Here is a 19,825-nt window from a genome sequence, read left to right as displayed (position 1 = left end):
TTTTTGAAGCATTGATTGGATTAGGCGGCTCGGCCGCCTCGTTTGAGTTGCTTTCGCATTCGTCGGCGTTCGGCTTTGCTCATGTTCGACCAATCGATGCCGTCCTCGGACAGATCACCGTCGTCCGATCCGTCGTCGTTATTCGAATCGTCATCGTCGGTGTCATCCTCATCATCGTGAGATGGTTGTGAGGCTGCCGATTGAGCGTGAACTGGTTTTTTCGGCTCGTCGTCTTCTGCTTCGTCAGCTTGACGGCGTTTCATGATCGATCCTAAACCAAAACGACGCTTTTTCGCGGGCGGTTCAGATGAGGCGTCGTGCTCGCTTCCCGCCGCAGTATCGCGGTTTGTGTCCGATTGGCTTTTTATCGGATGACTCTCCTTTGGAGGCGTTTTGGCAGCAACGACCTTTGACGAGTCTTTGACGTCTTTCGATGGCGATGAATCTGCGGAAACCAGCTTGGGTTTGCGGCGGAAGAACGACATCCAACTTCGCTTCGCTTGATCGCGGTCTTGTTCGTCGTCGTCCGAGTCAGTGTCGCGCTTCGTTGGTTGGGCAACGGGCTTAGGTTGGGTAGCGGGCTTAGGTTGTGCAACGGGCTTGGTTTGGGCGGGGGCTTCGGTCTGAATCGGTTTCGGACGGGTGACCGGAAGGGCCGAATCTTCGAGCGGTTCTTCGGAGTCGCCCGAGTCCGGACGCGCGATCAGACGGAAACGTTCGATGAAGCCTGGGGCGGGCTGGATCCCGCGAACTTCGCGGAACAAACATCGCAAGTATCCGACTGTGGCAGCGAACCACAACGCCACCGCTACGAGCGGTGCCGACGTCACGATCGTCCAGCGGTTCACCTCCTCGACGGCGATCACGTTCCACTGGGCGGCGATCGGGATGGCGATCATGACCCATCCGCCAACCATCAGAACTGCGGCAAAACGGTAGTGCCACATTTCGGCGATCGTTCGCAGTGCCAAAATCGCCCCGCCAACCATCAGGAACAGTTCGATCCAATCTTCACCGGACAACGCGATTCGTTTTCCCAAGAACCATTCGATGCCGACACCGGCCATTTCCGTCAACGGTACGGTGCTAGCGAAACTGGCTACTAGCGAAGTGCCCAGGATCCATTGCCAAAGTTGATAATTGCCGCTGAAATCGTCATTGCGATATCGCCGCAATTGATAAACCAGCCAAGCCGCCCCGGCGACGGCAAGGTAAAGCAATCCGATCACGTACCGCCCAAGGCTGCCGTATCGGTTGATTCGCAGGACATCGACCCACGTCTGACGACCGGCGACCCACTCGTACCGAACACTCGCGTCGTGCAGGACGATCAGCAAGAAAACGATCCCGGCGATCGCTAGGAGCGACTTGGCGTAGGCGGCCGGTGTAACGGGCACGAGCGAGAACCAACGACCGCGAAGGCAGCGACGCACCCGAGAACCGTAGGCCATCGAAGGACGCCGAGCTTCACGCAACTCTTCGATCCGTTTGCGTGAACTGGCCGTCGGTGCTGCAACCGACCCCGCGCCGGTCGACAACATCACCCGTCGACGTCGTTCGTCCGTGCGACGGGAAAAATCCATCTCAGAAATACCATGGGCGGGATACGAAACTTCCTAGATCAGTACGATCTAGGAAGTATCAAATCCGCCCGGCAGACAACAATTGCAATCAAGAGGAACCCACCAAGTTGGGGCAATCAACAATGCGGGATCAACGAATCATGCATTCCTGACGTGGCGTCGACTTTGAGTCGACGTCTCTGGGGTTTGGCGACTGAAAGTCGCCACCACGGATGCATGCCGCGTTGCCTACTTGCTGTCCCACCACCATCGGGTGTCATCGCCATTGTCTCGGGCGACGACGAGCGTTTGCAAATCGGCCGATTCGACTTGATTGTCGACAACGCCGAACGCGTTGATGTTCACACCACCGGACGCCGTCACGGTCCAGCCGGCTCGGCCGTGGATGAAACTGCACTGCGGCGAGAGCGATTGGGGCAGTTCGTAATTGGCCGTCTCGACCAGCGAATCCTGCCCACGCAGGACGCTCAAGTCCAACCCGCTTTTTCGATCGAGCTGTTCTTGGGTGATCAGCGTCGCCACGACCGCCAAGTCCATCACGTTTCGCAAATCGCGGAAAACGCTGCGTTCGGTCGACAATTCGCCGAATTTCTCGGTCATCGTTTCGGCCCATTTCAACGCCAACGGGTCTTGGCGTCCGTCTGACTCAACCGATCCGTCGGCGGCAACGATATCTTCTTCGGTCATCGTCTTAACGCCTTGGCCGCTGATTTTCCAAACACGACCGTCCCCATCACGGGCGATCGGATCGTAGTTGCACGCCATCCACCAACGCGGACTTTGGGCCGCCGATTGGCGTTTGTTGCGAGCCATTTCCAAATAGCTGGGCAATCCGCGAACGGGCGATTCGGTCAACGCCATCGCGATCCGTTTCATTTCAAAATCGGCAGCCACCAACGTTCGGGCAAACCGGCTGGTCGTGGGAACGCCCGCCAACGACACCATTTGAGCCCCGAAGGCTTCCCGCATGCCGGCTTCCAAGAAAGCAGGGTTTTGTCCCGGACGCAATTTGACGTTCTTTAAAAAACTGCGCAATCGCATGCGACCTTCTGCGGTCGGCTCGATCGAACAGCGAATGCCACCATCCCGGCGAGCCGTCTCGACACTTTGAAAGGCGGTCAAAAGGTCGTCGAGTCGCAAGACGCTGCCGCCGGACTGTTTACCGACGACGCTGCCATCGGCTCGTAACTCCCAAGGTTCGGCCGGACCGACGAGCAACAAGTCCTGGTTTTCTTCGTCGACGACGACGTACTCGATCCGTTGCAAGCCGGCCAAGAAGGCGGCTTCGTCGCCGATGTGGCCGCCGGTTTCATGGACTTGTCGCAATGCGTTTTGGAGTTTCGCCAGCGAAATGACACGTTTCTCGGTCACTTGTGCGAGTTGACCGGCGGGTTCGTTCATGGCCGCTCGGATTACCTCGGCCATCTCCTTTTGCTCGGCGGGGGTCGCCGCACGCACGTTGCCTTGCGGGTCGATCATCACGCCACCGACCGCTTGGCCGCGTCCCAGGCCGATACCGGCGAAAGCGGATGTCGCGGAGGCCGCGAACATGATCGCGGCGGCAAAGGCCAAAACGATTCGTGGAAGAGTTGGTTGAGAAGAGCGCATCGAGACAGATTCCTGCTCTGGTGTTAGCGATGGGAAGAGCTACTAGAATAGTTGTGTTGAATTCAAACGACAAGCAAGACCTGCCCTTCTGCTCACGGTTCCTCCAAAATGGCCGCTCCGCCGGACCTCCACGCCTACCTCGTGCTACATCGTGGGTCACGATGGACGGACGTGTATCGACTCAGTCCGGCCGACGAGGTGGTGATGGGCCGGGCCTCGACCAATCAGATCATCCTCCGCAGCGGCCGGGCGAGTCGCCGCCACGCGCGGGTGTTTTGGGGACACGGCCAAACCCCCGGTTGGTGGGTCGAGGATCTAGCGAGCCGAAACGGGGTTCAATTGAACGGCCAAAAAATCGATTCGCCCCAAACGCTGAGCGAGGGCGATCGATTAGAAATCGCCGGATTCGAACTGCGGTTCACCCGCGATCTCGCAAACGGCGAGTTGAACTCGGCCGAGTCGCCGGTTGATTCCTGGCAAGACGGGGTGACTGAAGGCGATCTTTCGCAGATCCTCGAGTCGTCGGAATGCCTGGACATCGTGTCCCGATCCTCGGGCGATCTCACTCTCAAACGCCCGAAGCGATCGCCGTATGACCGGAGTCGTGCCGGTGACCCGATCCCGCCTCGGGCAGGCACCGATCGGGCGTTATTGCAAATGGCTTTTGCGATGGGCCGCGCCGAAAGCCCCGACGAGGCGGCCGAGCGGTTACTTGAAACGATCAGCGAACAGATTCCCGCCGCCGAGATCGGGTTGTACTTCGACGTGCCTGCCGAACGCGGTTCGGGTGCCCGGTTGCCGCCGCCCCGGCGGGTGCATCAGCGTCCCGGTCATCGCTATCGCCGGCCGCCCGAAACCCTCCTGGAACAAGCGTTCGCCCCGAACGCCTCGTCGATTTTGGCTCGTAATGTGTTGGGCGACGCGACACTCGCCACCGAAAACACGCAGGGTGAAATCGACGTCGAATCGATCATCTTGGTGCCGTTGATCAACACCGAATCGACGCCGCATCGAACCAGCGGGTTAATTCACGTCACGACGGCGGCCGACGACCCGAGTCTCACCGACGAGGAACTTTCGCTGGTGGTGACGGCGAGCGAAATCTTTGGTGAAGCGATCCGGTCACTTCAAAGCCAAGCCAATCTCCGCCAAGACCTGCTGCAAACTCAACAAACCGTCAAGCGATTGCGGGCCCAATTGACGGGGCGGTCGGCAATCCTCGGACGCAGCGACGCGATCCGAGAAATCCAACGCCAGATTGTCCAAGTCGCCGGCTCCGGTGCAGCGGTTTTGTTACGCGGCGAATCGGGCGTCGGGAAGGAACTGGTCGCCTCGGCGATCCATCACGCCAGCCCCCGGGCGGATCAACCGATGGTTTGTTTGAACTGCGCCGCGTTGTCGAAAGATCTTCTCGAGAGCGAACTATTCGGCCATGAGCAAGGCGCGTTCACCGGCGCGACGATGCAAAAGAAAGGCAAGTTCGAAGCCGCTTCCGGTGGCACGTTGATGCTCGACGAAATCGGCGAGATGAACTTGGACCTGCAAGCAAAGTTGTTGCGAGTTTTGGAAGGCCATCCGTTCGAACGCGTCGGGGGTCACGAGTCGGTTAAGGTCGATGTCCGCGTGATCGCCGCAACGCACCGCGACCTGCAAGCGATGGTCCAGGCGGGTGAATTCCGGCAAGACCTTTTTTACCGGTTGCACGTGATCGAAATCGTCGTGCCGCCGTTGCGACAACGCGGCCGCGATATCGTATTGCTAGCCGAACACTTTGTTAAAACATTATCCAAGTCGATGGGGCGTCGCGAGTTGGTGTTGTCCCGCGCCGCAATCGAAAAACTCATGTCGTATCCTTGGCCGGGAAACGTTCGTGAACTTCGCAACGTGATCGAACGTGCCGTGGTGATGACGCCGCATCGTGACGACGAGCGTCCCACCATCGATGCGGATGATCTGCTTCTCGCACCGACTCGGATTGCCGGTAACTTGCCGTCGATCGATCACGATCCCGTGAACTCGAACAGGGCTTCGATCTCGCTCGCCGAATTGGAGCGGCAGCACATCGTCGGCGTGTTGAAACAAACCGGTGGAAACAAAAGTCAAGCGTCGACCATCTTGGGTATCGAACGCAGCACGCTTGATCGAAAGCTCAAGCGGTATGCAAAGGGCGATTAAAAGGTTGCCCCGGTTGCTGTTATTCAGACGTGATGGATAAAAGCCCGAAGCACTCTGGCTCGTTGATTGAATCGTAACCCGACACGTAAGGGCCTGTTGATTGAATCGTAACCCGAAGCGTGAGCGAGGGATGAGTCAGTATCAATAATCCCTCGCTGACGCAGCGGGTTACGGTGATCGCCGCACGAAGGGGTGATCAGGCGGTGGGTTCGCCGGCGATCGGTTCTTCTGCTTTTTCTTCTGCGGGAACGCGGACGACGGCGATCAATTCGTCGCCTTGATCGACGTTCATGATGCGGACACCCTGTGTGTTGCGGCCGATGACATTGATGTCGGCGGCGCGGATGCGTTGCAGTTTGCCTTTGGCCGTCATCATGAACAACTCATCATCGTCGGTCACGCGGGCGATGCCGATCACCTTGCCGTTACGTTGGCTGGTGCGAATGTCCCGCAAACCCTTGCCCCCGCGTTTTTGCGTCCGGTATCGGGCTGAGCCGCTCGTCGAGCCGGCTTCCTCTTCACCGCTCTCGGCGCCATCATCGCTTGCAACGCCATCAAGATTTGAGGCGCCATCGCCGTTCTCGACAACCTCATCGGTTGCCTCGACGTCCGACGGCAGATCCTCGCTGATCGCGGCGAGATTGGGGCCGAACGGGGTTCGTTTACCGTAGCCGTTTTTACAAACGGTCAACAGGGTTGCCTCGGGATCGGTCACGACCATTCCGACCAAGCGGTCATTGCCTTGCAGCGAGATGCCTTTGACACCGGACGTGTTGCGTCCCATCGGTCGCGAATCGGATTCGCGGAACCGGATCGCCATGCCGTCAGCGGTAACGAGTAGCATTTCATCGCCGGGGCCGACGACGGCGGCGTCGACGAGTTCGTCTCCCTCACGCAACTTGATCGCGATGATGCCGCCCCGTTTGGGACGGCTGTATTGTTCGAGTGGCGTCTTCTTGACCAATCCGCTGCGGGTCGCCATCGCGACGTAATGCCCCGGTTGATCGAAGTCCCGCACGGCGAGGCATTGGGCGATCTGTTCGCCTTCTTCCATTTGCAACAGGTTCACGATCGCGCGGCCTTTGGCATCGCGGGCGAGTTGCGGAATATCGTAAACCTTTTGCCAACGGACTTTGCCTGTCGTCGTCAGGAACAACAGATACGCGTGCGTGCTGGCCACGAACAAGTGTTCGATCGGATCTTCGTCGTCGCTCTTGGCACCCTTGAGTCCCTTGCCGCCCCGGCGCTGTGTGTTGTAAACGCTCGTTGGGGTTCGTTTGATGTAGCCCCGGTGGCTGATCGAAACGACCATCGGTTCCTCGGTGATGAGGTCTTCGAGGTCGATGTTGCCGAGTTCCTCGTGGCTGATTTGGGTGCGTCGCTTGTCGCCGAAGCGACGCTTCATGTCTTCGAGGTCTTCCTTGATAATGTTGCTGACGCGTTGTGGATCACCGAGGATGTCGAGGTAGTCCAAGATCTCTTCGAGTAGTTCGGCGTGTTCGCTCGAAAGTTTCTCTTGTTCTAAGTTGACCAGTTGGCCGAGACGCATCCGCAGGATCTCGTCGGTTTGGACGCTGGTCAACGTGTATGTGTCCGACTCGCCTCGTTCGGAAACGAACTGTTTGAAGCCACCCTCACCGAGGGCGCGTTGCAACATCGAGGCCGGGCATTCGATGCCCATCAAGCGTTGCTTCGCTTCGGGTTGCGTGCGGCTGGTTCGGATCGTTTGGATGATCTCGTCGATGTTTGCCAGGGCGAGCAACAAGCCTTCGACGGTGTGCTTGCGACGTCGTGCGCGAGCGAGCAGGAATTGTGTTCGGCGGCGGATGACGTTCGTGCGGTGACGCAGGAACTCCATCAACATCTCTTTGAGCGTCAACTCGCGGGGCTTGCCGTCGACGAGCGCCAAGAAGATCAGCGAGAACGTGTCTTGCAGCGGCGAGAACTGATAGAGCTGATTGAGGATAACGTCGGGATCTTCGCCACGTTTGAGTTCGACGACCAAGCGGACCGGTTCGTTCAGATCGCTTTCATCGCGAATCGCCGAGATGCCTTTGATGCGATCGCCGTTGACCAGCGCAGCGATCTTCTCAACGATCCGGTCGCGGTATTGTTGATACGGGATTTCGGAGATAACGATCCGCGACCGATTGCCCTTCATTTCCTCGACGGAACATTTGGCGCGAACGACCATGGTCGAACGCCCTGTCTTGTAACCGCGTCGGATGCCAGCGCGACCGCAGATGATCCCACCGGTCGGGAAGTCGGGACCGGGAATGATCTCGCACAGTTCGTCAATCGTCGTATCCGGTTCGTCGACGAGTTTGATCAACGCGTCGCAAACTTCGGTCGGGTTGTGTGGCGGGATGCTCGTGGCCATCCCGACCGCGATTCCGCCCGAACCGTTGATCAACAGGTTGGGGAACTTACTCGGCAGAACCGTCGGTTCGGTACGAGCTTCGTCATAGGTCGGAACGAAGTCGACGGTGTCGAGTTTGATGTCCTCGAGCATTTGCGAGGCGACGGCCGATAAGCGGGCTTCGGTATACCGCATCGCCGCCGGTGGCAAACCCGCGACGCTGCCGAAGTTTCCCTGCTTGTCGATCAACAAACATCGCATGTTCCATTCTTGAGCCATCCGGACCAAGGTCGGATAGATCACGCTTTCACCGTGCGGGTGATAGTTACCGGAGGTGTCGCCGGAGATCTTGGCACATTTGACGCGTTTGGAACCGGGGCCGAGGTTCAGGTCGTTCATCGCGACGAGAATCCGACGCTGCGACGGCTTCAATCCGTCCCGGACGTCCGGCAACGCACGACTGACGATCACGCTCATGGCGTAAGTCAGGTAACTTTCCCGCAGTTCTTCTTCGATCGGCAAGTCGACCATACGCAGCGCGCCGTATCCGCCCGATGAACCGCCGATGGGAATGTTCGACCGCCCCGAATTGCCTTCGTCGTCCGGCGGCGGAGCCCCCGGTGCGCCGGTGATCGGCGGCTCGCCTCCGGAACCATTGCCGGAACCGTTTGCGGCGGTCGGATCGCTTGGCGTGGCGTTGTTTAGGTCGACGTCGCCGGGCTGGCCGGGTTCGTCGTTGATTTCGTTGTCGTTGGAGTTTTCGCCGTCGTCAGCCAAGTGTCTTCTCGTGCCAAATGCGATAAGAAAATCAGGTCAAAATGCGGCCGAACAACGTTCGAACGCAGGCCAGATATTCTATCCGAGTGGGGATTTCTTCACAACGCCCCGGTGTTCTCGCCTGATTGACGCAAGCCGTTGCTTTTCAAATACTTAGGTTCACCTTCCGTCTCAACCATCCTCACCGAGTTCGCTCATGTCCGGCCGCGACGACGACCAAATCTTGCGTTCGATCCGATTGTTTCGTGAAGCCCTCGAACAGACCCAGCGTTTGTTCGTCGAATCGGGTCGGATCGCCGAAGGCAGCTACGGATGGATAGCCGGCGATGCCGCCTCATCGGGGGCCGAAGACATGGCCTCTCAGATGAACGACCTTCACCAGGGGTTCGTGATGAAGGTGTTCGCCGAAAGCATTCCGGGGGCGAATTCGCAGGCGATGGAACAGCGACAGCTCGGACGAGTCCTACTCGAACACATCTGGGGCACTCCCGTCATGGGGGCTCAACTGCACGAAGCGATCAATTGGCTGATCGGAACGGCGGAGGATTTGAGTTGGTACGACGTTGTTCGCCCATTTTTGGAACTCCCCTCGCTGCGAGACGCTTGGGGCGAAGTCGAAACGATGGCCACGCGTTTAGCCAGCTTGATCGTGGTCGTCGACGGTGGCGAAGACGACGCCGATCGCGCTCGGCTGAAACGGATCCAAGACGGGCTTGCCCAAGCAGAAGCGTCGGCGCGGGGGTCGTTTCAAGAACCGGTCGCGGATGATCGTCCGGTCGTCGATCACCAAGCCGACATCGATCACGCACGCGACGCGATCGCGTGGTTGCGCGGCGAAGCCAAACGGTTGCGTGAGGGGACTGAGACAACATCCGGCGTCAGCAAGGAAGCTGCCAACCGACCGACGCCAACCGTGGTCGGCGGGGCACCGTCTACACCCACTGCTACGACTCCAAGAGCCCCGTCGACCGCAGCCGAACCGGTCGACGAACGAACGACCGAAGAAAAGCTCGCCGATACACGAGCGAAGCTGGATCGTTTGATCGGATTGGACGCGATCAAGAATCAGATCCAAACGCTGTCGAATTTCTTGCGAATGGAAAAGCACCGCGAAGAAGCGGGGTTGCCGACGACGCGTCCGAGTTTGCACATGGCGTTCGTGGGCAATCCGGGCACCGGCAAGACGACCGTTGCGCGGATCGTGGCGGACATCTATGGTGCACTGGGCGTGCTCAGCAAAGGACACTTGGTCGAGACCGACCGCAGCGGCTTGGTGGCCGAATACGCCGGCCAAACGGGGCCGAAAACGAACGCGAAGATAGACGAGGCGATCGACGGCGTGTTGTTCATTGATGAAGCCTACACGCTGATCGATGAGAGCGGCCAAGATCAATACGGACGCGAAGCCGTTCAAACGTTGCTCAAACGAATGGAAGATCAACGCGATCGTTTGGTCGTGATCTTGGCGGGTTACCCCAAAGAGATGACGAAGATGATTCGCAGCAATCCTGGCTTGAGTTCCCGCGTCGGCACGACGATGCAGTTTGATGATTACGACCCCGAAGCCCTGTGCCGGATCTTCGAGTTGATTGCCAAGAAGGCGGAATACCAACTGCCGTCACTCACGCGGCAACGATTACTGCGAGGGTTCACGCATTTGTACTTCAATCGCGATCGTCATTTCGGTAACGGCCGAACGTCGCGTAACTCGTTCGAACGCAGCGTTCGTCGATTGGCAAACCGAATCGCGGTGGCGCCGGAGATCACGCGGGAACTATTGGTCACGATGCAACCCGAAGACATTGAAGTCCCCGACTTGACCGACGAGCAATTGACCGCGCTGACGGATCCCGAAGGAATGGTGAGGGTGTTGTGCTCGCATTGCGATGCACCGCAAGTGATGCAGGACGATCGATTGGGCGCGACACTGAATTGCGAGGCGTGCCAAGAACCTTTCGATGCGAATTGGGGCAGCCCGGTGATTGACATGCAACTGCCGACGGAATGAAAAGGGCGTTAGACCGGCGCGGTGCCTTTGCAATCGGGATAGCCCCCTTCGATGATGAACTGATTTTCCAGTGACGCGATCTGTTGGTCCAACAAATAATTGGCTTGGTGAATCAAGCAGATCGTTGCGTTGGCATCGCGTGAACATTAAGTGGTGGCGACTTTCAGTCGCCAAACCCTGAAACGTCGACTGAAAGTCGACGCCACGTTAAGAATCCATCACTTATTGTTCACGCGATGCTTAGCACGAATAGCACCATCGTCGCTGTCGAGCCAGCGGGAATAGTGCGACCAACGCTCGTGATCGGACAGATCGGTCCAATCTGTCGAATCTGACCGATCTTGTCGGTAGCCGCCGCTCTTGCGAATCTTGGACATGCGGTTTCCCTGATCGGACCGATTTCCAGTAGCCCGCCAGGTCTCCGCCGAACCGGCTACTCAAGTAGGCTGGGTGAAGGAGGCTTTGCGACGCACACCCGGCATTGCGCTGGGCTGTTCAAAATTTGGTATTGCGACATTTTTGTTCTCCGCAACTTCCTGTCACCTCTCCCAGCGAAGCTGGGGGAGGTCGGATCGAGCGAAGCAAGATCCGGGAGGGGGCATCCCCAGGGCAAACCAAGCCGATTCAATCAAATAACGCCCGTGCCCCCTCCCTCGCGGACTCCTGAACGTCGTCGCTCGACCTCCCCCAAACTGCGTTCGGGAGAGGTGGCTGGCGGACAAGAAACTGCTGAGAGATAAAGGAAAAACAACGAGTCAACACCGAATTTTGAACGGCCCAGCATTGCGCACCCGCCGGGTCTCCGCCGAAGCGGCGACTTAAGTAGGCTGGGTGAAGGAGGCTTTGCGACGCACACCCGGCGTTTGCCTCGTTGCGATCGGTACAAACCCAAAGCCCATTGCCGGGTCTCCGCCGAAGCGGCTACGACCCAGCCTACGACGACTACTTCGGCGATTGGCCTTGGTAGGCTCGGTCGACGTATTTGGTGTCGACGCTGCCGTCGAGGAACGCCGGGTCTTTCAAGATCCATTCATGGAACGGCACCGTTGTCTTGATGCCTTGGATTTGAAGTTCCTTGAGGGCTCGCAACATCGTCGCGATGGCCAGTTCTCGCGTCGGCCGATGCACGATCAGCTTGCCGATCATCGAATCGTAGTAAGGCGGAACCGAGTATCCGCTCGTCACATGCGAATCGAACCGAACACCGAGACCGCCGGGGGCGAACATCGACTCGATCTTGCCAGGGCTGGGCTGGAAGTTTTTGGTCGGGTCTTCGGCGTTGATGCGACACTCGATCGCGGCGCCCTTGCAAGTCAGTTCGTCTTGACGGAACGACAACGGCAACCCGGCGGCGACGCGAATTTGTTCCTGGATCAAGTCCACGCCCGTGACCATTTCGGACACCGGGTGCTCGACTTGGATCCGCGCGTTGACTTCGATGAAATAAAAGTTGTAATCCTTGTCGACGATGAACTCGACCGTTCCGGCACCGGCGTAGTCCGCGCCAGCAATCATTCGCACGGCGGCGTCACAAATCGCCTCGCGACGATCTTGAGGCAAGTCGGCGCTGGGGGCTTCTTCGACGAGTTTTTGATGGCGACGCTGGACGCTGCAATCGCGTTCGAACAGGTGACACACGTTGCCGTGGGTGTCGGCGATGACCTGAACCTCGATGTGCCGGGGTCGCTCGACAAATTTTTCAAGATAGACACCGCCGTTGCCGAACGCGGCGATCGCTTCGTTGCGAGCGGCTTCGAGTTGCGAGACCAAAACGTCCTCGGATTCGGCTACCCGCATGCCTTTGCCGCCACCGCCGGCGGTGGCTTTGATCAACACCGGGAACCCGATATCGATCGCCGTTTGAGCCGCTTTCGCAAAGTCGGCGATCAAACCATCACTGCCAGGAACGACCGGCACGTTTTGCGCAACGGCCATCGAGCGGGCGGTGTTCTTGTCACCGAGTTTCTCCATCGCCGTCGGCGAAGGTCCGATGAACTCGAAACCGCTGCTGCGGCACATCTCATTGAACTGCGCGTTCTCAGCCAAAAAACCATAGCCGGGATGGATCGCGTCGACGCCCGCAACTTCCGCTGCGGCGATGATTTGATCAATCTTCAGGTAGCTGTCGGCGCTGCGAGCCGTACCGACACAAATCGCTTTGTCGGCCAGCTTGACGTGCATCGAGTCGGCGTCTGCTTGACTGTAGACCGCCACCGATTCGATGCCCATTTCACGGCAGGCGCGGATCACACGGAGAGCAATTTCGCCACGGTTGGCGATCAAGATTCGTTGAAACATCGTTTTCTTTAGCCGCTCGTTTGGATGCGGAAGAGCGGTTTGCCGAAGTCCACAGGTTCTTGGTCGTTGACCAAGACTTCTACCACCTTGCCACTGCACTCGGCGGGAATTTCGTTGAACACTTTCATGGCTTCGATGATGCAAACGACGGTGTCTTCACTGACCGTGTCACCCACTTTGACAAATGGTGGCGCTTCCGGGTTCGCTTTGCCGTAGAACGTACCGACCATCGGTGAATTGATCGTGATCGTCCCCGCTGCTGCCACAGGACTGGGGGCCGAACCCGAACCGGAGTGGATGGCTGGGCCAGGAGCAGCGGGAAACGGGGGCGGCGTGGCCGCCGGTGCTGCATAAATCGGAGCCGCCGGAGCGGCACCGCCACGAGTCAAACGAATACGGTCGTCGGCTTGTTGCAGATCGACTTCGTTGAGTTCGTGTTGTTTCATCAACTCAACGATTTGCCGAATTCGATCGATGTCGAAGACGTCAACTGAGCGTGCCGGTTGAGGTTTCGATCCGCTCTTTTCGTTCTTTTTGGGCGGCGGGTCGCTTTTGGGCGAATCGGCAGTCATGCGGAAGGCCTAGAATGTGCAATCAGTGGAAGAGACGGGGAAGAGTCGACGGGCTATTTCGGGCCGTGATATTCAAACTCGGAGGCATGTTTTACATCACGAGCGGGCAATCATCGAGACCCTTGGGCAGGTCGCTGAGAAGTTCGTACCCGTTATCAGTCACCAAAATATCGTCTTCGATCCGAATTCCGAACTCATTTTCGAAATAAACCCCCGGTTCGACCGTGACGACCATCCCCGATCGCAGCTTGGCTTTGGACGACGGCCCCATGCGGGGGTCTTCGTGGATTTGTAAGCCGAAGCCGTGCCCGAGTCCGTGTCGAAAGGCTTCGCCGAGCCCGGCATTTTCCAAAACTTCCCGAGCGGCCCGGTCGACATCGACCGTTTCGACCCCGTCGGCAATCCGCTCGATCGCCGCGTTCTGCGCGTCCAAGACGGCTTGGTAGGCCGCGTCGAACCGGGCCGAAGTCGGTGAACTTGATCCGGGGCGATGCAGTGTTCGGGTTAAATCACTGCAGTAGCCGTCGACCTTGGCGCCCCAATCGATCAGCAGCGTGCGGCAATCGCCCAGGGCTACTTTGCGTGGCCGGTAGTGGGGCAACGCGCCGCTGGGTTCGGCACCGACGATCGGATGAAACGAGACGCCTTCGGCCCCGAGTGAACGCATCGTCGCTTCCAAGTCATAAAACAAATCGATCTCAGTCATTTCAGGCGACAGTTTCGCCGTCACGCTGCGGTAGGCACGTTGTGCGATCTCGATCGCCCGTCGGATCGCGGCGAGTTCATCGGCGTCTTTGATCTGACGTAGGTCTTCGACGACGCCGGAGGTTTCGAGCCAGGTCACGTCCGGCATCGCCTCGGACCAAGTTTTCATCGTGGCGACGTGCACGTGGGTCGCTTCGAACGCGATCGCCTTGAGCTTGGCATCACCGACAAACTCGGCAAGCAGTTCGGGCATCAGTTGCCCGGGTGGTCGAATCACACGGGGCAACTCACCGCACTCTTCGGACAATTGGGTCTCATACCGTCCGTCGGACAGCATCGTGGCTTTGCCTGCGCGATCGACAACCAACCAGGTGCTGTCGCCGGTGAAGCCGGTGAGGTAGCGGACGTTGATTTCATCGACGATCAAGAAGGCGTCGAAGTCGGCCTCGAAGTCGCGGCCGATGAGTCGTTCAATGCGTGGGGTCATGGGGCTATTGGCGATTGGCTGTTGGCGTTTGGCGTTTGGCTGTTGGCTGTTGGCTGTTGGCTGTTGGCTGTTGGCTGTTGGCGTTTGGCGTTTGGCGTTTGGCGTTTGGCGTTTGGCCTGCCGGGTCTGCGCCGAAGCGGCTTCGACCCAGCCTACTCTTTACTGTATGTGGCGCAAAAAAAAACGCCACTGACGCTTGCGGGCATGCGTCAGTGGCGAATGAGGCGTGGCGGAAGAGTTGGTGGTTAGACCAATTCTTTTTTGGCACCGACGAGGGTTCGTAGTCGTTCGGCGAGCAGGTGCGCGTCGAATGGTTTCTTGAACGTCTCGTTGATGCTGCTTCGATCGAAGCTCATCGGTTGGCCGTCATCGGGCAACAACGCGATCAGAACGATATCAGTGAAATCGATGTTCTTCCGCAGGTTCTGGCAAATCTGGACGGCTTCGATCTTACCGATCGAGAAGTCCACGATGATGCAGTCTGGGTTGAAGCTTTCCGCTTGAATGCCCGCTTCGAATCCGCTGGCTGCCACGGCAACCTTGAACGAATTTTCTGGCGGAAGTTCACGCTTCAAGTTCTCGATGAGCACTTGGTCCTGGGCGACGATCAGGCACTTGGCCATCGCTTCGTCTTCCAGGTCGCCCAAGGGCATACCGTGCTCTTTGAGGAACTTGATCAAATATTCTCGAGGAATCCGACGATCTTGCGATCCCGGAATCCGGTAGCCTTTTAAACGCCCCGAGTCAAACCATTTGCTAACGGTTCTCGGGGCAACTTTACAGATCTTGGCGACCTGTCCAGTTGTGAAGACCTTCATACTAGGTTCTCCAAACGCCTCGTTGATTCTTCCCTTGAGAAAATGGTGCGTCGGTAACCATTTTCCCGATGGCCCTCAATCGCTCGTCCGGTACTCTGCTCTCTTCCGTATGCCATCGTGGGTTATGGCGGAATCGGCTCGGTCACCTTCAAAACGCTGGGTCTGGGCCAGCCGGCTCGCATCCTGCTGAACGCAAAACCGAAGTGGGATTTCTCGCGGTTGATAAATGTCAATTGAAACTGGATCGTCCAAGCGGGTACTTGGCCGTTCGGGGAGAAAAATCAGATGTCGCGTTTCGCACGCTCGGCCCATCGTTCCTCACGGAGTTCCAACGCTGCCCATGCGGCACACCTTTCCCGCTTCACAATCCCCGCCTTTCGAAAAACGAAAGTGGTGATGCGATGGTATGGCGGCAGACGGGCTGCACGTTGTTTCTAAACTCCGCGTGGAACGATCGGCTGAGATCGCTCAACGACCGTGTTCATGTAACCGCAATGAAGCGGGACACCCGAACACGTTTCCCAGATTTCCCCCCTGGGTGTCCGTCGACCTTCTGCTCGAAATCAGTTTTGAAAACCGAAGTAAATCAGAAAGTGTCCTTCCAAGGCTTAGTGTCGAGCAAAACCGGGGTAACTCTTTAATGCGATTCAGCAGGAACAATCAGTATCAACGAAACGAGCTGCGAATCACCGTCAATCGCGAGTCAAGACCAATCAACACCAAGCAAATTATTTTTCATGGTATCTTTAAGACGGCCGCCGACCGGGAACGGTTCCCACGTCGCAAACCTCCCGGCCGGTTTATTTTGCCAAAATCTCTCGCCACCTTGCTAAGTCAACCATGAGCACGTCAACCCATTTCGACAACCGTGGGCAAGCGAGAATGGTCGACGTGACCGAAAAAGCCGTCACCGCCCGCACCGCGGCCGCGTCATCCATCATCGAAATGAATTTGACTGCCGCTGAAGCGATCCGCGCCGGCGACAGTCGCAAGGGCGACGTGCTGGCCGTCGCAAGGCTGGCCGGCATCGGCGCGACCAAATGGACGCCCACGCTGATCCCCCTATGCCACGCGATCCCGATCGAGGGCGTGGAACTGGAGTTTCACTGGCTGACATCGCCGGACGACGCTGATCGCCAATCCCTGCAATGCCTCGCCACCGTTCGGACGACCTACAAGACCGGCGTGGAGATGGAAGCGATGACGGCGGCTTCGGTCGCCGCCTTGACGATCTATGACATGCTCAAATCCGTTGACCGGGCGATGGTGATCAAGCAGATTCGATTGGAATCCAAAACCGGAGGAAAATCCGGCGAATTTGTTAGAGGTCAGTAGGGAAGAGGATGCCGAGCAAAGGCTTTTGAACGAAGCACTTACATCAGATTCAATTCATCGAGGATTTTCCCAATCCAGTCGTTGTCGAGATGCCGCTGTTGATCACTGTCAGGATTAATCAGCAACCCGAGTTCGTCATCGAGATAGTCCAGCATCGTTTGCCCATCGACCCAAAACCCGCCGACTTCGGATTCGCCGTCAAACAAATCTGTACGCCGTTCAACGAACTCGCTCGCGTGCTCTTGGTTCGAAAAAGCAACAAGGTAATCCATTCCCTGGTACTCAGCCGTCAGTGCGCCCAAGATCTCGTCGTTGTTGGCTTGATCGGATTCGTCGGCCAAATGAATCAGCAAGAACTGATGCCCGACGATTTGGCGAGTTAGCTTCGCGATGTCATTTTGTTCCACCGCGTCGTGAAAGGCTCGATGGTTAAATTCCGATTCGACGCCCATGAATGGCCCTACCCGAAGATTGACGTAGGCATGCAATCCGTCATTCTCGCCCAAAAAAATACGCTGGGATGTCCATTCCGATCGGCCGAACGCACCCGCGATCCGAAGCCGACCGCTTCAATATAATCAGGTTGGGTAAAATTGTCGCTTCCGCAGGTAGCTCAATTATCGTCCAAAAGTCCGTTTTCTTCCAATCGGACCATCATTCGGACGATCTGGACGACCCTATAAAAGCCAAAATGTTCCAATATCTTGCTGCGTCGAATTTCGACCGTCCGTCGGGTTAGTCCAACCAAACAAGCGATTTCGCTAAGGCTGTCCCCCAATGCGATCCCTTGGCAAATCTCGCGGTCAATGTCGTCGAGTTTGCGGAATTGCGCAAGTTGCTCTTCCAAGTGCGCTAACGACGACTCGGTCGGCTGGGAAATCGGCACAATCGGTCGCGATACGGTCAACGTTCCGAAACTGTACGGAGTGGACTTGGAGAGCCTCGCCTTGATCGTCGCCCAGTTGTACCACTGCCCGTTAATGGTGGATCCCTGGTGTTCAAAACGCAGGCACGGCCCCGGACCTCAGCATCCGCTCGGATAACTCGTCTAAGCGTCCATGCGAATGAGTGTCTTGGCCTTCCGATCGAAAGGCCAAGCCATCATCCAGAGTCGTAAACCAATCGCGAAACAGCGAGTTCATTCCACTCAGGCTTCGGTCTCCATCGCGCAGACAAACCGCCGATGTGGTTTGAAGCCGATCCAAACGCTCTCCTATCGAGAAATCTTGATCGATTTCACTTCCGTTTTCATCAACCCAACGTGGTCCCTTTGGATTCCACTGGGCCAGTTCCAACCATTCGCTGACGCGAACGAAGTCAGATTCAAGCTGCGCTAACTCACGACGAACGTCTTGTTGGATGCTTTCTGACTGCGGGGCAGTGAGGACCAAGGGTTTATCGAACAGGAATTGCAAATTCAGCTCCCTATGGCCCACGGGGAATGTTGGAGATCAGGTGAATCGTTCCCTGGTTGCTCCCTGCCGAGCCAGCGATGGCCCGCAAGAACCAGAAGGTGAGACAAAATATCGCACCTGCTCGATCTGAGCGGTTTACTCCCCATTATTACTGAGAGTCAAGTCCCCGCTGGCGATTTTGGGCGGATTATTTTTCCCAAGGGGCCAAGAAGAGGAATCTACACGCCCTTCTTCTTAACAATTCCTCTCTCCTTAACATTTGCCGTGCTTGAGTGGTTTGCCGACATGGAAGCTGACCGTACTCGAGGTTGCTGAAGTTCTATCAAGCGGCCAAGTTGGTGCCGACGTCGGTGCGGTAGGCCGCCCAAGCGGGAACGACGCCTGCGACCAGGCTCAGGGCGATGACAAAGGGCAACAAAAGCCATTCAAATTCGCTCACCGACAATAAACCGACTTGAACGCCCGTTTGTTGTTCGATGAACGTTCCGGCACCAAAGATCGCCACGTGGGCGAGCACCCATCCGGCGACACCGCCGACGACGGCAATGATCAGGCTTTCAAACAAGATCACCATCGTGACGCTGCCCCGCCGAGCACCGAGGGCCCGCATCACGGCGATGTCCCGTTTGCGATCATTCATCGAATTGTAAATCGCGACCAAAACGCCGACGGCGGCCACGATACACGTGATCAGGGTGATCGCGAGCAACGCTTTCATGAGCGGCCCGACGATCAGCGACATCAACTTGTTAATCTCGCCGATCGGGGCGGCCGCTTGCGCCCGACCGCTTTCATTGACTCGGTTTTGCATGCCGGGGGCGAACATCAAGTTTCCGTTGCGGACCAAGATCGACGTGACCTCCCGTTCGGGAATCGTCAGCAACTTTTCGCCCGATCCGTTCCCGTCGTCTTCCGGAGGAACCACGATCGCACCTTCGGGGATCGGTTTGGCGTGACCTTCGAGCAGATAAAAACCTTCCAGGTTGACGAACACGGCTCGGTCGTTGGGCGTGCCCGTCGGCGCCATGATTCCAACGACACGAAAACCTTGCCCGTGCCCTTTGCCTTCGGGATCACCGTGAGTCGGATTCATCATGTCGCCGACTTCGATTCCCATTTGGGCGGCCACGCGGGAACCCAAGACGGCTTCGAAATAGCTGTTCTCGGTCGAAAAGCTTTCGAACGCTCGACCTTCGCGAAACTCGAACGGTTGGTCGACGTCTGGACCGTGGCGGAGTTTTTCAAAAAAGTCGGTCGTCGTCCCGACGGCACGAAACTCGCCGAAATAATCACCCAAGGCCAACGGAATGGCGTATCCGCCGGCGACGAATCCGGCGTACTCGCCGTCTCGCTCGCCTAGTGCCGGATCACCTCCGAACTGTTTGACCATGGCGGCTCGCTCTTCCTTGGGAAAGAACTCCATGTATTCGGTGAAGGGCAGATTCTCGATCGGTTGGCTGAGGTAGTAGACGCTGTTGAGCGTTAACTGCAATGCGCTGCCCCGTGGACCGACGACGAGGTTGTATCCCACCGAAGCATTTCGCACGAACGCTTCACTGATGATGCCGTAAATCGCCATCACCATCACGACCAAGCCGACGCCCAATGTGAGCGACAACGTCGTTAGGAAACTCGACAGAGCGCGATATCGAAAATTTCGCCAAGCGATAAAGAGCAAATTCATA

At 57.5% G+C, this 19,825-nt stretch carries 15 protein-coding genes; 3 read left to right on the top strand and 12 right to left on the bottom strand.

Annotated elements, in window-relative coordinates; genetic code table 11:
• Positions 1–20 precede the first annotated feature (20 nt).
• The gene (locus Pla100_RS12940) at positions 21–1,583 is read right to left on the bottom strand and encodes a hypothetical protein (RefSeq protein ID WP_146578071.1); all 1,563 of its coding nucleotides are present in this window, start codon (positions 1,581–1,583) and stop codon (positions 21–23) included.
• Between the two features lie 228 nt (positions 1,584–1,811).
• Positions 1,812–3,191, bottom strand: coding sequence for a DUF1598 domain-containing protein (locus Pla100_RS12935; protein WP_146578070.1), 1,380 nt, complete (start codon positions 3,189–3,191; stop codon positions 1,812–1,814).
• A 108-nt stretch (positions 3,192–3,299) separates the two neighbouring features.
• Here Pla100_RS12935 and Pla100_RS12930 point away from each other — a divergent pair, with 108 nt between their 5' ends.
• Positions 3,300–5,366, top strand: a complete 2,067-nt coding sequence (locus tag Pla100_RS12930; protein ID WP_146578069.1) for a sigma 54-interacting transcriptional regulator — start codon at positions 3,300–3,302, stop codon at positions 5,364–5,366.
• Positions 5,367–5,562: 196 nt separating this feature from the next.
• Here Pla100_RS12930 and gyrA read toward each other — a convergent pair whose 3' ends face one another.
• Positions 5,563–8,502 (bottom strand): DNA gyrase subunit A, encoded by a 2,940-nt coding sequence (gene gyrA / locus Pla100_RS12925; protein ID WP_390620601.1) that lies wholly within the window; start codon positions 8,500–8,502, stop codon positions 5,563–5,565.
• 196 nt (positions 8,503–8,698) lie between these two features.
• Here gyrA and Pla100_RS12920 point away from each other — a divergent pair, with 196 nt between their 5' ends.
• Positions 8,699–10,510 (top strand): AAA family ATPase, encoded by a 1,812-nt coding sequence (locus Pla100_RS12920; protein ID WP_146578067.1) that lies wholly within the window; start codon positions 8,699–8,701, stop codon positions 10,508–10,510.
• Between the two features lie 8 nt (positions 10,511–10,518).
• Here Pla100_RS12920 and Pla100_RS12915 read toward each other — a convergent pair whose 3' ends face one another.
• From Pla100_RS12915 to Pla100_RS12885, 6 genes are all read right to left on the bottom strand, one after another.
• The gene (locus Pla100_RS12915) at positions 10,519–10,632 is read right to left on the bottom strand and encodes a hypothetical protein (protein ID WP_261344791.1); all 114 of its coding nucleotides are present in this window, start codon (positions 10,630–10,632) and stop codon (positions 10,519–10,521) included.
• 96 nt (positions 10,633–10,728) lie between these two features.
• On the bottom strand, positions 10,729–10,887 hold the full coding sequence (locus Pla100_RS30740; protein ID WP_197167891.1) for a hypothetical protein: 159 nt from the start codon (positions 10,885–10,887) through the stop codon (positions 10,729–10,731).
• 565 nt (positions 10,888–11,452) lie between these two features.
• Positions 11,453–12,808 carry an acetyl-CoA carboxylase biotin carboxylase subunit gene (gene accC / locus Pla100_RS12905; protein ID WP_146578066.1) on the bottom strand — a complete coding sequence of 452 codons (1,356 nt, stop codon included), beginning with the start codon at positions 12,806–12,808 and terminating at the stop codon, positions 11,453–11,455.
• 8 nt (positions 12,809–12,816) lie between these two features.
• A complete protein-coding gene (gene accB, locus Pla100_RS12900; protein WP_146578065.1) occupies positions 12,817–13,380 on the bottom strand; it encodes an acetyl-CoA carboxylase biotin carboxyl carrier protein in 564 nt (187 codons plus the stop codon).
• Positions 13,381–13,471: 91 nt separating this feature from the next.
• Entirely contained in the window at positions 13,472–14,572 is a 1,101-nt protein-coding gene (locus Pla100_RS12895) for a M24 family metallopeptidase (protein WP_146578064.1), read from the bottom strand.
• A 245-nt stretch (positions 14,573–14,817) separates the two neighbouring features.
• Positions 14,818–15,390, bottom strand: a complete 573-nt coding sequence (locus Pla100_RS12885; RefSeq protein WP_146578062.1) for a helix-turn-helix domain-containing protein — start codon at positions 15,388–15,390, stop codon at positions 14,818–14,820.
• Between the two features lie 840 nt (positions 15,391–16,230).
• On the opposite strand from Pla100_RS12885, the gene moaC reads away from it, so the two are divergent.
• On the top strand, positions 16,231–16,725 hold the full coding sequence (gene moaC / locus Pla100_RS12880; RefSeq protein WP_146578061.1) for a cyclic pyranopterin monophosphate synthase MoaC: 495 nt from the start codon (positions 16,231–16,233) through the stop codon (positions 16,723–16,725).
• Between the two features lie 38 nt (positions 16,726–16,763).
• Here the strand turns inward: moaC and Pla100_RS12875 are convergent, their stop codons facing one another.
• The 3 genes from Pla100_RS12875 to Pla100_RS12860 all read right to left on the bottom strand — a co-directional run bounded on the left by Pla100_RS12875 (position 16,764) and on the right by Pla100_RS12860 (position 19,824).
• Entirely contained in the window at positions 16,764–17,177 is a 414-nt protein-coding gene (locus Pla100_RS12875) for an SseB family protein (RefSeq protein WP_146578168.1), read from the bottom strand.
• Positions 17,178–17,723: 546 nt separating this feature from the next.
• Complete coding sequence (locus Pla100_RS12865; RefSeq protein WP_146578059.1) at positions 17,724–18,116, bottom strand: hypothetical protein; 393 nt, start codon at positions 18,114–18,116, stop codon at positions 17,724–17,726.
• Positions 18,117–18,462: 346 nt separating this feature from the next.
• Positions 18,463–19,824: an ABC transporter permease gene (locus Pla100_RS12860; RefSeq protein WP_146578058.1), complete on the bottom strand. Its 1,362-nt coding sequence runs from the start codon at positions 19,822–19,824 to the stop codon at positions 18,463–18,465.
• Position 19,825: the final 1 nt, after the last annotated feature.

The sequence above is a fragment of the Neorhodopirellula pilleata genome (genome assembly GCF_007859915.1).
Taxonomy (GTDB): Bacteria; Planctomycetota; Planctomycetia; order Pirellulales; family Pirellulaceae; genus Rhodopirellula; species Rhodopirellula pilleata.
This window is presented reverse-complemented; position numbering and strand designations above follow the sequence as displayed.

Coding starts and splice junctions, on each gene's coding strand:
- Pla100_RS12920 (WP_146578067.1), top strand. CDS start 8,699: ATGTCCGGCCGCGACGACGACCAAATCTTGCGTTCGATCCGATTGTTT.
- Pla100_RS12935 (WP_146578070.1), bottom strand. CDS start 3,191: ATGCGCTCTTCTCAACCAACTCTTCCACGAATCGTTTTGGCCTTTGCC.
- Pla100_RS12860 (WP_146578058.1), bottom strand. CDS start 19,824: ATGAATTTGCTCTTTATCGCTTGGCGAAATTTTCGATATCGCGCTCTG.
- moaC (WP_146578061.1), top strand. CDS start 16,231: ATGAGCACGTCAACCCATTTCGACAACCGTGGGCAAGCGAGAATGGTC.
- Pla100_RS12940 (WP_146578071.1), bottom strand. CDS start 1,583: ATGGATTTTTCCCGTCGCACGGACGAACGACGTCGACGGGTGATGTTG.
- Pla100_RS12875 (WP_146578168.1), bottom strand. CDS start 17,177: ATGGGCGTCGAATCGGAATTTAACCATCGAGCCTTTCACGACGCGGTG.
- accB (WP_146578065.1), bottom strand. CDS start 13,380: ATGACTGCCGATTCGCCCAAAAGCGACCCGCCGCCCAAAAAGAACGAA.
- Pla100_RS12930 (WP_146578069.1), top strand. CDS start 3,300: ATGGCCGCTCCGCCGGACCTCCACGCCTACCTCGTGCTACATCGTGGG.
- Pla100_RS12895 (WP_146578064.1), bottom strand. CDS start 14,572: ATGACCCCACGCATTGAACGACTCATCGGCCGCGACTTCGAGGCCGAC.
- Pla100_RS30740 (WP_197167891.1), bottom strand. CDS start 10,887: ATGTCCAAGATTCGCAAGAGCGGCGGCTACCGACAAGATCGGTCAGAT.
- accC (WP_146578066.1), bottom strand. CDS start 12,808: ATGTTTCAACGAATCTTGATCGCCAACCGTGGCGAAATTGCTCTCCGT.
- Pla100_RS12885 (WP_146578062.1), bottom strand. CDS start 15,390: ATGAAGGTCTTCACAACTGGACAGGTCGCCAAGATCTGTAAAGTTGCC.